The organism is Candidatus Pelagibacter sp. Uisw_136, assembly GCF_047720275.1.
Classification (GTDB): Bacteria; Pseudomonadota; Alphaproteobacteria; order Pelagibacterales; family Pelagibacteraceae; genus Pelagibacter.
In genome coordinates, this window is sequence record NZ_CP159812.1 from 891555 (window position 1) to 904590 (window position 13036).

The 13036-nt window shown below is 30.9% G+C and carries 15 protein-coding genes; 9 read left to right on the top strand and 6 right to left on the bottom strand.

The genetic code is table 11. The features are described from left to right. The first annotated feature begins 43 nt into the window (after positions 1-43). The 4 genes from purE to ABXT53_RS04885 all read left to right on the top strand — a co-directional run bounded on the left by purE (position 44) and on the right by ABXT53_RS04885 (position 2395). Positions 44-535 (top strand): 5-(carboxyamino)imidazole ribonucleotide mutase, encoded by a 492-nt coding sequence (purE, locus tag ABXT53_RS04870; protein ID WP_415289990.1) that lies wholly within the window; start codon positions 44-46, stop codon positions 533-535. A gap of 9 nt (positions 536-544) precedes the next feature. Next, complete coding sequence (locus ABXT53_RS04875; protein WP_415289992.1) at positions 545-1591, top strand: 5-(carboxyamino)imidazole ribonucleotide synthase; 1047 nt, start codon at positions 545-547, stop codon at positions 1589-1591. 11 nt (positions 1592-1602) lie between these two features. Then, on the top strand, positions 1603-2070 hold the full coding sequence (locus ABXT53_RS04880) for a GNAT family N-acetyltransferase (protein WP_415289993.1): 468 nt from the start codon (positions 1603-1605) through the stop codon (positions 2068-2070). A 118-nt stretch (positions 2071-2188) separates the two neighbouring features. Then, the gene (locus ABXT53_RS04885; protein WP_006998008.1) at positions 2189-2395 is read left to right on the top strand and encodes a cold-shock protein; all 207 of its coding nucleotides are present in this window, start codon (positions 2189-2191) and stop codon (positions 2393-2395) included. Positions 2396-2476: 81 nt separating this feature from the next. On the opposite strand, the gene ABXT53_RS04890 is transcribed toward ABXT53_RS04885, so the two are convergent. After that, positions 2477-3235 carry an alpha/beta fold hydrolase gene (locus tag ABXT53_RS04890; protein WP_415289995.1) on the bottom strand — a complete coding sequence of 253 codons (759 nt, stop codon included), beginning with the start codon at positions 3233-3235 and terminating at the stop codon, positions 2477-2479. A 40-nt stretch (positions 3236-3275) separates the two neighbouring features. On the opposite strand from ABXT53_RS04890, the gene ABXT53_RS04895 reads away from it, so the two are divergent. Genes ABXT53_RS04895 through ABXT53_RS04905 form a run of 3 tightly spaced genes read left to right on the top strand, consistent with a single transcriptional unit; the run spans position 3276 to position 4852 of the window. Further along, positions 3276-3623, top strand: coding sequence for a cupin domain-containing protein (locus tag ABXT53_RS04895; protein ID WP_415289996.1), 348 nt, complete (start codon positions 3276-3278; stop codon positions 3621-3623). A gap of 38 nt (positions 3624-3661) precedes the next feature. Beyond that, positions 3662-4408, top strand: a complete 747-nt coding sequence (locus ABXT53_RS04900) for an aspartate/glutamate racemase family protein (RefSeq protein WP_415289998.1) — start codon at positions 3662-3664, stop codon at positions 4406-4408. Positions 4409-4411: 3 nt separating this feature from the next. Next, positions 4412-4852 carry a hypothetical protein gene (locus ABXT53_RS04905; protein WP_415290000.1) on the top strand — a complete coding sequence of 147 codons (441 nt, stop codon included), beginning with the start codon at positions 4412-4414 and terminating at the stop codon, positions 4850-4852. On the opposite strand, the gene ABXT53_RS04910 is transcribed toward ABXT53_RS04905, so the two are convergent. Further along, a complete protein-coding gene (locus tag ABXT53_RS04910) occupies positions 4842-5153 on the bottom strand; it encodes a hypothetical protein (RefSeq protein ID WP_415290002.1) in 312 nt (103 codons plus the stop codon). The two genes, ABXT53_RS04905 and ABXT53_RS04910, sit on opposite strands and share 11 nt — an antisense overlap. 109 nt (positions 5154-5262) lie before the next feature. Between ABXT53_RS04910 and ABXT53_RS04915 the strand changes: the two genes are divergently transcribed. Further along, positions 5263-6114 (top strand): DMT family transporter, encoded by an 852-nt coding sequence (locus tag ABXT53_RS04915; protein ID WP_415290004.1) that lies wholly within the window; start codon positions 5263-5265, stop codon positions 6112-6114. A gap of 3 nt (positions 6115-6117) precedes the next feature. Here the strand turns inward: ABXT53_RS04915 and ABXT53_RS04920 are convergent, their stop codons facing one another. From ABXT53_RS04920 to ABXT53_RS04935, 4 genes are read right to left on the bottom strand one after another with little or no spacing between them, the layout of a single operon-like run. Next, positions 6118-6705 (bottom strand): sarcosine oxidase subunit gamma family protein, encoded by a 588-nt coding sequence (locus ABXT53_RS04920; protein ID WP_415290005.1) that lies wholly within the window; start codon positions 6703-6705, stop codon positions 6118-6120. After that, complete coding sequence (locus ABXT53_RS04925; RefSeq protein WP_415290006.1) at positions 6702-9698, bottom strand: sarcosine oxidase subunit alpha family protein; 2997 nt, start codon at positions 9696-9698, stop codon at positions 6702-6704. Before ABXT53_RS04925 ends, ABXT53_RS04920 begins: the two co-directional genes overlap by 4 nt. A 1-nt stretch (position 9699) precedes the next feature. Next, complete coding sequence (locus ABXT53_RS04930; RefSeq protein WP_415290008.1) at positions 9700-9966, bottom strand: sarcosine oxidase subunit delta; 267 nt, start codon at positions 9964-9966, stop codon at positions 9700-9702. Beyond that, positions 9967-11223: a sarcosine oxidase subunit beta family protein gene (locus ABXT53_RS04935; protein WP_415290009.1), complete on the bottom strand. Its 1257-nt coding sequence runs from the start codon at positions 11221-11223 to the stop codon at positions 9967-9969. It abuts the gene before it with no gap. Positions 11224-11350: 127 nt separating this feature from the next. Here ABXT53_RS04935 and ABXT53_RS04940 point away from each other — a divergent pair, with 127 nt between their 5' ends. After that, complete coding sequence (locus ABXT53_RS04940) at positions 11351-13036, top strand: formate--tetrahydrofolate ligase (RefSeq protein ID WP_415290010.1); 1686 nt, start codon at positions 11351-11353, stop codon at positions 13034-13036.

Consider the following 13036-nt stretch of genomic DNA (forward strand, 5'->3'; position numbering starts at 1 on the left):
TTAATTTGAAATAACAATTTACGTTAGAATAAAATTACAACAAATGGCTAAAAATAAATTAAAAAAAGTATCAATTATTATGGGTAGTCAATCTGACTATAAAACCATGATATTTTGTCAAAATATTCTTAAAAAATTAAATATAAAATTTGAAACGAAAATAATATCAGCTCATAGAACCCCTAAGAGGATGTATGAATTTGCTATTAATGCTGAAAAAAATGGTATTGCAGTAATTATTGCTGGAGCTGGCGGATCTGCACATTTACCAGGAATGATTTCAGCTCTTACATCTTTACCTGTACTGGGTGTACCCATTGAAAGTAAAAAGCTAAAAGGTCTTGATAGCCTTTTATCCATTGCACAAATGCCAAAAGGAATACCTGTTGGAACATTAGCAATTGGAGAAGATGGTGCAATTAACGCTGCTTTACTAGCTGTATCTATTATTGGTCTTAGTGATTTAACTGTCAAAAAAAAATTAAACCAGTTCCGTTTAAGTCAAAGCAAATCTGTTAAAAAAAAACCAAAATAGATTTAAAATATGTCTAAACCAATTCTTGGAATTATAGGTGGAGGTCAGTTAGGTAGTATGCTTGCTATTGCTGCAAAAAGACTTGAAATTAAAACAGTTATTTTTTGTGATGATATTGATGCCCCTGCACAAAATTTTTCTAATGATTTTATACACGGTGAATATAATGATCAAAATAAGATTAAAGAATTTTTGAATAAAGTTGATGTTGTCTCTTATGAATTTGAAAATATTCCATATGAAACATTGAATGAAATTAATAAAATAAAACCTGTTTTACCAAAACCTTCTGTAAATAGAATAATTCAACATAGATTAGCAGAAAAAGACTTTATCAATAATCTTAATATAAGAACTACAAGATATGTATCTATTGAAAAAAAATCTGACATTGAATCAGTTGAAGATTTACTGCCAGGCATACTTAAAACTACAACACTAGGGTATGATGGCAAAGGGCAACACCCCATTAGTAGTTTAGAAAACTTAGACTCAATTAATATTGATTATTCAAAAGGTTATATTTTAGAAAAATTAGTAAAATTAAAAAAAGAAATCTCTATAATTATTACTCGTTTTAGTGATCAAAAATATGAAATTTATGAACCCATTGAGAATGTACATGAAGACCAAATTTTGAAAAACTCTAAAATTCCAGCTGAGATTAGTGATAAAATATTAGAACAATCAAAACTATGGGCAACTCAAATTTCTGAAGAATTAAAATATGTTGGAACTTTGTGTGTTGAATTTTTCATTGATAGGAATGATAACCTTTATGTAAATGAAATTGCACCAAGAGTTCATAACTCAGGGCATCTAACAATTAATGCATATAATGTAAGTCAATTTGAAAATCATGTAAGAGCTGTTTGTAAATTAGAACAAATACCTCTTAAAAAAGTATCAAATGCAATGATGACAAATATAATTGGTGACCAAATTACTAATTATAGAAATAAAGAACATAATGAAAATGAATTTTTCTTTGATTATCTTAAAAAAGAGATTAAACAAAAAAGAAAAATGGGACACCTAACAACCCTTCTTAAGTAAATATTGCCCAAATGTTAAAATCAATCGAAGGAAATTTTGATAATCCAGAAGTTCATGAGTTTCTTATCAATCATTTTATTGAGTTAAGATCTGTATCACCCGAAGGGAGTGCTCACGTACTTGATATAGCTGGATTAAAAGACCCATCTATTAAATTTTGGAGCTTATGGGAAGAAAGTGATTTAATGGGTAGCGGTGCATTAAAATTCCTAGATAAAGAACATGGTGAATTCAAATCTATAAGGGTTAGTGACAACTTTAGAGGCAATGGAAATGGCACGAAAGTCATAAATCACCTAATTAATGAGGCAAAAAAACTTAATATTAAAAGATTAAGTTTAGAAACTGGTGCTGGTGACTTCTTTTTAACCGCTAGAAAATTATTTAATAAGTGTGGTTTTGAGCCCTGTGAGCCCTTCTCGCACTATAAAAAAGATATCAACTCTATTTATATGACCATGCTAATTAGCAACAAATAAGTCTTTAATTATTCAAATTTTTAAATTTAGTTGACAAAACCTCAATAAATCTAAACAAAGCGTCAATTACTTAATTATAAGTAATAAAAGTAACACAATAAAAAGTAAGAAGATAAATATGAGTCTACAAGGAAAAGTAAAATGGTTCAATCCAACTAAAGGTTTTGGTTTTATTGAAAGAGAAGATAAAGAAAAAGATGTATTCGTTCACGTTTCAGCTGTAAGAGATGCTGGTATGAACGGTTTAGATGAAGGTCAAGCTTTGACTTTTGAAGTTGAAGATGGTCCAAAAGGTCCTTCAGCGGTAAATTTAAAAACTGCATAATATTCACACTTTCTATTGGCTGCGATTTTTTAATTAAATTAATTTTTTAATTATTTAGCTAAATATTTCAGCCAATACCAATCAGTTTTTTTTAAGAAATTCACTCAATATTCTATTAAATTCATCCGGCTTCTCTAAATGAACATTATGAGAGCATCCCTTAATTATTTTTAAATTACTATTAGGAATATTGTCATTCAGGGTTTCTACTTGATTAAAATTATAAGCCTTATCTTGATCTCCCCAAACTATTAATGTTTCATTTTTAATATTTTGTAAATTTTTAACTCCATCCCAATTTTTCATAGCAACTAATCCATTGTCTGCAGCCTCTATTGAAGTTTGTTTTCCAGCTTCCTCACAAAGATAAAAGTATTTAGATTTGTCCTCTTCTACAAACCAAGTTTTTGATATCCTGTATGCTGTATCCTTTAATCCATTAATTTTTAATTTTTCTCTGGATTGATCAATAGTTTCAAACCGACCAGGAATATTTCCTCTTGGTCCAGTGCCATAACAAATCAATTTATCAATTTGATTTTCTGCTAATCTTGAAATTTCCTGTACTATCATTCCTCCCATAGAATGGCCTAGTAAATGAAATCTTTTAATTTCCAATTTCTTTAGGGACTCAAGAATTGACTTGGCCATACAATTAATTGATTCACAGGAATTTACATAATTACTTTTTCCAAAACCTGGTAGCGCTGGAGCGATAACCCTAAAATCATTTTTGAAATGTTCTATTTGTAATTTCCACATGTCCGATGAGCCTAAAAATCCATGGACCAGTACTAAAGGGAAGCCCTTACCAATATCATCAATATATATATCTTGCATAATTTTATAATTAATATTTAAATAATCAATATATATACTTATGGCTGAAAGAAAAATAACTGATTTAAAAAATGTCGATTTTAAACCTTTTGATAATTATGGAAAAGTTATCCCAGGATTAAGTTGGCACAACATTAGTTTTGATAAAAAAAATGGTGGAGGTGGAACCTTTATTTTAAAATATGAGCCTGGTGCAAAAGGTATCTCTCATATTCACACAGGTTATGAAGAGTTTTTAATGATGGAGGGTGAATTAACTGATCCAGATGGTAAAATTTTTAAAAAAGGTGATTTTGTAACTTTCGAACCTGGATCTAAACACTCTTCTTTTAGTAAAAATGGTTGTTTGGTATTAGTTTTTATGAGAGGTATAAATAAAGCAATTTAAAAACTCAAAAAAATAAATCTTTAATAATTACAAATATTATGATCGGAATTTTAGGTGGAATGGGAACACAAGCTGGGCTTGATTTTTGCAACAAACTTGCCATGCTTAATAGAGGCAAGATTGATCAAGAATACCCTCTTTTCATGCTTTACAATAAGTCCAATATACCTGGAAGACCAGAGTCAATTGGTGTTCAAACTAAAAGGTTTACAGACCTTCCTAGAAATTTAAAAAATAATTTAAAATATAATAAAGTTCTTAAAAGCTTACTTGAAGGTTGCAGATCACTCGAGAAAAGTGGTTGTAAATTTATTGTCATACCCTGTAATACGGCTCATTATTGGTATGAAGATTTAAAAAAAAAAATAAGAATTCCCATCATAAATATGCCTAAAGAAGTTTTTTTACATACTAAAAAAATTTATAAAAAGAATTCAAAGATTGGACTTCTTGCTACAGAAGGAACGTTAAAAACAAAGATATATGAAAAACTATTTAAAAATAACTATAAATTAATTACACCTATCCATGATTTACAAATTAAATCAGTCAATAAAACAATCAAGCATGTCAAAATGGGGAACATAAAACTAGCTGAAAAATCTATTAAACCAGCTATTAATTATTTAATTAAAAATAATTGTAAGAAAATTATATTGGGTTGTACAGAGCTACCTATAGCTATCTTTGCCTTTAAATCATTGAAAAATGTAAAAATGTCAAAACTATATTTAGACCCAAATTTAATATTAGCCAATGCAGCTATGGCAAAATATAAAAAATAAAAGATGCTTCCTAAAGTCAAAAAACCTTATGTTATTTATTTAGCTGAAGTTATTTATAAAGATATAGCTGATATTAAAAAAAATAATCTAGATATTTCTAACATAGATGCCATTGAGGGTTTTATAGGCACAAAAAAATATGAAGAAATAAGCAGTGGTAAGTTTCATGATGATTGGTTTGAATATTTAAAAAATAACAAATTTATTGATAAGGATAGTGGAGAGAAGATACCAGATGAAACTATTAAACTTTTAAACGTACAAAAGGATGCCACAGTAAAACAGCTAATAAAGTATCCAGAGCTATATTATGCTAAAAGTTCTTTTCCACTTGAAATTTCTCAGCGTGCTTTTGATTTTTTATGGAGAATGTGCGAAAGTTATGAGCTGTGGTGTAAAGAAACTGGGCAATCAGAACAACTTTTATTGAGTATTACTGATTAGCTAATTGAATAATTTTACTTGTTTTTTCTATTCTACTTTTTACTAATGCAAAAAACTCTTCATGGTTTTCTTCTTCCTCAACTTTTATTTTGTTATCATCTATAAAGCTTTTAATGTTTTCAGTAGTTGACTTTCCTGTAATTTTTTTAACTGCTTGATTAGATCCATATGAGAGACCAGCTTGAAAGACGTTGCCAGTACTAGTTAATGTGTATGCAGGTCCTAATAAAGCTGCACTTTGCACACAACCATTAAGAAAAAATAGCAAAAATAATCCAGCAATTATCTTTTTTAAAATCATTATACTCCTTCTTAATCCTAAGTATTTATAAGTACAACTCAAGAGAGAAAGTGTTCATTTTGGATATTAATCTCTAATATTGATATAAAATATAACCTATAACCTCGATATGGTTAAAATTTTTCCATTCATTTTTATTATTTTGTGGTCCTCAGCCTTTGTGACTACAAAACCAATAATAGACAATAGTGATCCTTTTGCTGCATTAGCCTTTAGATTTTTTGTTGTAGCTTTTGGTTTCTTTATTTTTTCAATTTATGCAAAACAAAAAATTTTAACCAATACTAGAAATCTTTTTCAATCACTTTTTAGTGGCGTACTTTTTCATGGTGTTTATTTGGGAGGTGTTTTTTATTCAGTTTCAATAGGAATGCCAACAGGTATTGCTGCATTAATTGTAACCTTGCAGCCAATTTTAACTAATGCTTTAGCAGGAAAATTCTTGGGTGAAAAAGTTACTTTCAAACAATGGATTGGGGTGGTCCTTGGATTTATTGGTGCTGCTTTAGTTTTAGGTTTTGATATTGGATCAAGCCTTCCTGTGCTTGGAGTGATAGCTTCTTTTATTGCTCTGTTAGCTATTACAACTTCTACCTTGTGGCAAAAAAAGATAAGTAATAATTTACCTTTATCAGTTAGCAATATGTATCAAGCAATGGGTGGTTGTTTTTTTCATATACTAGTTATTTTTATTTTTAGTGAACCTTATATTAATTTTACATCTACATTCTTAATAGCAATGAGTCACCAGATATTTCTGGTGTCTTTTGGAGCATTCACAATCTTGATGTATTTAATAAAAAATAACTCTGCAAGTAAAACAGTTTCTATATTTTTTTTAATACCACCAACTACCGCAATAATGGCTTGGTTATTTTTAAATGAAAAATTAAATAATCTAGATCTTATAGGTTTTGCTGTGGCAACTCTTGGTGTTTATATTGCAACTAGAAAGCAATAAATTTTAAATACCTTTGTAGCCAAACTCTAAGCATGCATCGGTAATAGAATGATAAAAAAATTCTCCAAAGCTTCTTAGGGTGAATATTCTAACTTTGTCTGGATTATCATCAAGCATATCAATTGTGACCGACATTCCGTTATAAGTTGAATTTAGACAAGTATCTTTTTTTAATTTGTTAAAATTAAAGGGACATCCTTTTTTTAATATCTCTTTTGTATTTTTTCCCTCTATTTGAATTATTGCTCTACTATGAGATACATTTGTTATAGCAAAATCTGCTTCTAGTAATTTTTCATTAATTTCTTTTAGAGTTTCTTTTTTTGAAGAAACTAAAAGCCAGTTATTTGGGCCATTCCATAAAATTCTTGTATTAGTGTTGCAGTTTATGTTTAGGGGTTCATTTTTTAAGCTCAGATTATCTATCTTGATACTTTCAATGGGTGTTAAGGAGCTCTTATATTTAACTATTTGAATGATTAAAAAATCTTTTAGTTCACTTACTTTTAGCAGCTCATCATCATTTTTTCCCTCGTGGTCACCAAATAACCCTTTATTATGGGTGACATTTAAAGCAGAAATTGAGCTCATGATCTTACCCTTTCACCCTTTGGATCTACATAGTGTGATGAAACTATCTCTACAGGTATTGTTTTATTTTTTAGAGGTGACATTGCAAATAGTTTTTGCCCTATCATATTTTTTCCATCCTTAAGAATTGCTAATGAAAATGGATTATCATATTCAACACTCCAACAAGACGCAGATATATATCCTAATTTAGGGTTTGGTATCGGAGCATTTGAGTCTTTAACTAAATGTGATCCTTCAGGGATACTTGTTTTCTTATCAACTGGAACAACACCTACTACTTTTTGTCTATCTTCTGCTATGAATGCTTCTCTATCTAAAGAACGTTTTCCTATAAAGTCTTTCTTTTTACTAACCAATCCTTCTAAAGAATTATCATATGGAATGGTTCTGCCATCTAGTTCTGATCCTGCTATGTGACCCATTTCAATTCTTAGAGTTGATAATGCTTCAGTTCCATAGGGTTGAATTTTAAATTCTTGCCCTACTTCCATTATTTTCTCCCACATAAAGTTTCCATTGTCAGATTCAACATTCACTTCATAAGCAAGTTCTCCTGAAAATGAAATTCTAAAAATTCGTGCATGTACTCCAAATAAATCAGCTTCTAGATATCCCATAAAAGGTAAGCCTTCGTTAGAAGCGTCTATATTTGGAAATAGTTTTTGCAATAAGTTTCTTGATTTTGGTCCTGCGATTGCTGCTCCAGCCCATTGTTCTGTTGTTGATACTACATTTACATTTAGCTCTGGCCATACAAGTTGTAAATAATATTCTAGATGAGATAAAACATTTGCTGCTTGCGCTGTTGTTGTTGTCATGTGGTAATGGTTTTCAGAAATTCTTGTTGTTGTTCCATCATCCATAACAATTCCATCTTCTCTTAGCATTACACCATATCTTGCTTTACCAACGGGCAATTTTAACCAAGCATTAGTGTAAACACGATTTAGTAGTTCTGCAGCATCTGGTCCTTTAATATCAATTTTACCTAAAGTAGTTACATCACAAACTCCTACATTTGCTCTAACATTTTTAGCTTCTCTTTTTGAACCTTCAAATAATGTTTCTTCTCCAACTTTGTAATATCTTGGTCTTAACCAAACACCTGCATCTACAAACACTGCATTATTTTTTTCATGCCAAGTGTGCATTGGAGATTTTCTTGTTGGTTTAGAATGTTTGCCAATTTCTCTTCCAACAATCGCACCAATTGTAACTGGTGTGTATGGAGGTCTAAAAGTTGTATGACCCACTTCTGGTACTATTTTGTTTTCTATATTGGATACTAGTTGCAAACCATTGAGATTACTTGTTTTTCCTTGGTCAGTAGCCATTCCTAGTGTCGTGTATCTTTTTACATGTTCAATAGATCGATAACCCTCTTTTAATGCAATTTCTATATCAGAAACTGCTACATCATTTTGAAAATCTAAAAATCTTTTATATGTTTTGCCTTTAGGCAAAGGTACACACCAAAATTTATCATGTGTAGTTGATTTTTTTTCCATAACTATTGGTGATGATGTTTTATTATCATTATTAGTTATTTTTTTTGAAAGTTCATATCCACTTTCAAATGAATTTTTTAAAGTTTCTTCTAACGTAAAAGTTCCATTTGCTGCACCTAAAGTTGTTTCATTTTGTTTTGATATTCCTGGTACAAATGCATCTATATCTTTATTAAAAGTAGTTTTATTTCCTGATTGAGAGGCTAAGTGAATTGTTGGTGTCCAAAAGCCTGAAACACAAATACAATCACAATTAATAGTTTCTAAAGTTCCTAATTCGTTTTTATCATCTGAGATTTTTGCAACTTCTGCAGATTTAACTTTTTTATAACCTTTTGCCGCAACAACTACGTAAGAAAATTTAATTTGAATATCTAATTTTTTTGCTTCATCTATAATTTCTGATTTAGGATCTTTTCTTGTATCTAAAATAATAGGATCAACACCATTTTTTTTAAATTCTATAGCCGTTTCGTATCCACTATCATTATTTGTAAATATTAAAGGTTTTTTACCCACTAAAACTCCATAGACTTTTAAATATTCCTTTGCTGCAGAAGACAACATCACACCTGGTGTGTCATTGTTCCCAAATACTAAAGGTCTTTCAATTGATCCTGATGAGATTAAAACTTCTTTAGCTCTAATATACCAAAGTCTTTGTTTTGGATTATATTTTTTAGTTTTAGGTAGGTGATCACTTAATTTTTCTGACATCACTAACATATTATGATCGTAGTAACCAAATACTTGAGATCTATTTTTAACAATAACATTAGGCATTTCTTTAAGTTCAGAAATAATATTTTCTGCCCATTCTTTTCCCGTTTGATTTCCAATATTAACTTCACTCGTTAATAAAGTTCCGCCAAATCTAGGTTTGTCTTCAGCTAAAATTACCCTTGCTCCATTTTTAGCCGCAGCGTATGCACTTGCTAAACCAGAAGGTCCTGAACCTGCAATTAGTAAATCACAATACTCATATTTGTGTTCATACCTTTCTTTATCATGTTCAATTGATGCAACCCCAAGTCCAGCAGCTTTTCTTATAAATGGTTCATAAACTTTGTACCAAAAACTTTTTGGCCACATGAAAGTTTTGTAATAAAATCCTGCCGGAAGAAATATCTTTAAAAAATTATTAATTGCTCCAATATCAAAATTTACACTTGGCCAACAATTAACGCTTGTTGCCTCCAAACCTTCAAAGAGCTCTTGTTCTGTAGTTTTTACATTTGGCTCAGTTTCATTATTTCTGTATAACTGAACAATTGCGTATGGTTCATCCACCCCCGCACCAAAAAAGCCTCTAGGTCTATGATATTTAAAGCTTCTTCCAATTAAATGAACTCCATTAGCAAGTAACGCTGAAGCTAAGGTGTCACCCTCATAACCAAAGTAAGTTACTCCATTAAATTTAAATGAGATTTTTTTATCTCTATTTATTAATCCAATATTATCTAGTCTATAATTTTGAGTCATATTAAATATCTTCGTTAGCTTTAGCTGTTTTAAATATTTCGTGAGTTGCAGTATCTCTTTCTACTTTAATCCACTGTCTGCATCCTGATATATGTTGCCATAACTCTTTATGTTTTCCTCTTAAGCTTTTTCTATTATAGACAAAATTATCCCAATCATGATCTGAAACTTCCTTATTAAGTTCTGGTCTTTTAACGGTTGCATCACCACCATATGAAAATTCATTTTGAGATCTCATTCCACAATGAGGGCATTTAATATGCAGCATTTATGAGATCCATGTTTTGGTTCCAAGTCCTTTTTCATCTAGTAAGTGACCTGTATTAAATCTACTTAAACTATAACCTTCATTTAATTTATGAACTCTATCTTGAGCAATTGTATGTGCAAATGTCCAGCCTGAAGCCGGTGTAGCTTTAAACCCACCATAACACCATCCACAGTTTAAATATAATCCTTCAATATGAGTTTTATCTATTATGGGTGAACCATCCATAGACATATCCATAATCCCACCCCAAGTTCTAAGCATTTTTAATTTACTGAGAAATGGCATCATTGCAATTCCTTCTGTTAGTACATGCTGGAGTGTTGGTAAATTTCCTCTTTGGGCATAACTGTTATAGCCATCCAGATCTCCCCCCATTACCATTTCACCTTTATCAGATTGACTAATATAAAAATGTCCTGCTCCAAAAGTAACCACACTATCTAATATAGGTTTTACAGGTTCTGTAACACATGCTTGTAAAAGATGAGTTTCTACTGGTATTGTCATATTTAGTTTTTCAGCCAAAATATTGGTACTTCCTGCAACACATAAACCAATTTTTTTAACTTTTATGTCTCCTCTAGAAGTTCTGACACCATTTATTTTTCCACCAGAAACATCAAATCCAGTTACTTCACAATTTTGAATTATATCTACTCCCATTGAGTCTGCTTGACGTGCATAACCCCAAGCCACAGCATCATGTCTTGCTGTTCCAGCACTTGGTTGCATTAATCCACCAAATATAGGAAATCTTACATTGTCTGAAAAATCTGCCATTGGAATAATTTCTTTTACCTCTTCTCTATTTAATAAAACTGCATCAATACCATTTAAGCGCATTGAGTTTCCTCTTCTTGCAAAAATATTCATTTGAGCGTCTGAGTGTGCAAGGTTAATTATTCCTCTTGGAGAAAACATTACATTGTAATTTAAGTCCTGGCTCATCTTTCTCCACAGATCCATTCCAAACTCGCTAAACAATGCATTATCATCGTGCATATAATTTGATCTAATAATTGTAGTATTTCTTCCCATATTTCCACCACCAAGCCATCCTTTTTCAATGATAGCTACATTGGTAATATTATGTTCTTTTGCGAGATAATATGCAGTTGCTAGGCGATGGCCTCCACCCCCAATAATAACAACGTCGTATTCTTTTTTTGGAGTAGCATCTTTCCAGGCTAGGTCCCATTTTTGATGACCAGAGAAAGCATTTTTGATCAAATTAAATATAGAATATTTTTGCATAAGATAATTTTATACAAACGAATATAAATAGTTCTTATTTTTTTTATATATATTTTTTAGAAGTTTCCAAAAAATTAAAATAGGATATCAATTGAGCATTAAAAAATAAATCTTATAGGAGTTTCAAATGAGCGAAGTTAAGTCAGACATTCAAATAGCTAGAGAAGCTAAAATGCAACCTATAAATGATATTTTAGCCAAGATAAATGTACCAGATGAAAGCTCAGCTTTTAGTCCAATGGGAAGACACATTGCAAAGATTAATTTAGAATATTTAGATACTTTAAAAGATAAACCAAATGGAAAACTTATACTAGTTACAGCGATCACTCCTACTCCAGCTGGTGAGGGTAAAACTACAACGTCAGTTGGTTTAAATGACGGATTAAATAAAATTGGAAAAAAATCGATTGTTTGTTTAAGAGAACCAAGCCTTGGGCCTTCTTTTGGGATGAAAGGTGGAGCAGCAGGTGGTGGTTATGCTCAGGTAGTTCCAATGGAACAAATTAATTTACATTTTACTGGAGATTTTCACGCAATAACATCAGCTCATAATTTGTTGTCAGCATTAATCGATAATCATATCTATTGGGGAAATAAATTAGATATTGATGTTAGAAGAATTGTTTGGAAAAGAGTGATGGATATGAACGATCGTTCTTTAAGATCTATAAATATAAACTTAGGTGGAGTTGCAAATGGTTTTCCAAGAGAAGATGGTTTTGATATAACTGTTGCATCTGAAATCATGGCAATCTTTTGCTTATCAAATGATTTAGAAGATTTAGAAAAGAGAATAGGAAATATTACAATTGCCTATACTAGAGATAAAAAACCAGTTTACGCTAAAGACTTAAAAGCACACGGTCCAATGACTGTATTATTAAAAGATGCTATTAGACCTAATGTTACTCAAACTTTAGAAAACAATCCTGCAATTATTCATGGTGGACCTTTTGCTAATATTGCACATGGCTGTAATTCTGTAATTGCAACAAAGACTGGGCTAAAACTTGCTGACTATGTTGTAACAGAAGCAGGTTTCGGTGCAGACCTTGGTGCAGAAAAATTTCTTGATATTAAATGTAGAAAATCAGATTTAAAACCTAGCTGCGTTGTAATTGTTGCAACTATTAGAGCTTTAAAAATGCACGGTGGTGTAGCAAAAGATGATCTTAAAACAGAAAATATAGAAGCTTTAAAAAAAGGTTTAGTTAATCTTCAAAGACATGTGGAAAATGTTAAAAAATTTGGTTTACCGGTTGCAGTAGCTGTTAATCATTTTATTAAAGATACAGATAGTGAAGTAAAGGCTTTAATAGAATTTTGTGACACTATTGGTGTTAAAGCAAGTCTCTGTACCCACTGGGCAAATGGTGGTGAAGGTACGAAAGAGCTTGCAAACCATGTTGCTGAATTATGTGAGAAAAACGAAGATAAATTCAAATTTTTATATGAGAGTAAAACTCCTCTATTTAAAAAAATAGAAACAATTGCAAAAGAAATTTATAGAGCAGATGAGGTTATTGCTGATACTAAAATTAGAGATCAATTAAAAAGCTTTGAAAATGCAGGTTATGGAGATTTCCCAATTTGTATTGCAAAAACACAATACAGCTTTTCAACAGACCCAAGCTTAAAAGGCGCACCAACAGGTCATGCTTTGCCAATTAGAGAAATTAAACTCTCTTCAGGAGCAGAGTTTATTGTTGTGATATGTGGTGCTGTTATGACTATGCCTGGACTACCAAGGGTTCCAGCTGCTGACTCGATCAAACTAAATAAAGATGGTGAAATTGAAGGTCTGTTTTAA

Bases quoted from the DNA above. Each gene is read 5' to 3' on its own strand.
- purE (WP_415289990.1), top strand. From the start codon at position 44: ATGGCTAAAAATAAATTAAAAAAAGTATCAATTATTATGGGTAGTCAA.
- ABXT53_RS04875 (WP_415289992.1), top strand. From the start codon at position 545: ATGTCTAAACCAATTCTTGGAATTATAGGTGGAGGTCAGTTAGGTAGT.
- ABXT53_RS04880 (WP_415289993.1), top strand. From the start codon at position 1,603: ATGTTAAAATCAATCGAAGGAAATTTTGATAATCCAGAAGTTCATGAG.
- ABXT53_RS04885 (WP_006998008.1), top strand. From the start codon at position 2,189: ATGAGTCTACAAGGAAAAGTAAAATGGTTCAATCCAACTAAAGGTTTT.
- ABXT53_RS04890 (WP_415289995.1), bottom strand. From the start codon at position 3,235: ATGCAAGATATATATATTGATGATATTGGTAAGGGCTTCCCTTTAGTA.
- ABXT53_RS04895 (WP_415289996.1), top strand. From the start codon at position 3,276: ATGGCTGAAAGAAAAATAACTGATTTAAAAAATGTCGATTTTAAACCT.
- ABXT53_RS04900 (WP_415289998.1), top strand. From the start codon at position 3,662: ATGATCGGAATTTTAGGTGGAATGGGAACACAAGCTGGGCTTGATTTT.
- ABXT53_RS04905 (WP_415290000.1), top strand. From the start codon at position 4,412: ATGCTTCCTAAAGTCAAAAAACCTTATGTTATTTATTTAGCTGAAGTT.
- ABXT53_RS04910 (WP_415290002.1), bottom strand. From the start codon at position 5,153: ATGATTTTAAAAAAGATAATTGCTGGATTATTTTTGCTATTTTTTCTT.
- ABXT53_RS04915 (WP_415290004.1), top strand. From the start codon at position 5,263: ATGGTTAAAATTTTTCCATTCATTTTTATTATTTTGTGGTCCTCAGCC.
- ABXT53_RS04920 (WP_415290005.1), bottom strand. From the start codon at position 6,705: ATGAGCTCAATTTCTGCTTTAAATGTCACCCATAATAAAGGGTTATTT.
- ABXT53_RS04925 (WP_415290006.1), bottom strand. From the start codon at position 9,698: ATGACTCAAAATTATAGACTAGATAATATTGGATTAATAAATAGAGAT.
- ABXT53_RS04930 (WP_415290008.1), bottom strand. From the start codon at position 9,966: ATGCTGCATATTAAATGCCCTCATTGTGGAATGAGATCTCAAAATGAA.
- ABXT53_RS04935 (WP_415290009.1), bottom strand. From the start codon at position 11,223: ATGCAAAAATATTCTATATTTAATTTGATCAAAAATGCTTTCTCTGGT.
- ABXT53_RS04940 (WP_415290010.1), top strand. From the start codon at position 11,351: ATGAGCGAAGTTAAGTCAGACATTCAAATAGCTAGAGAAGCTAAAATG.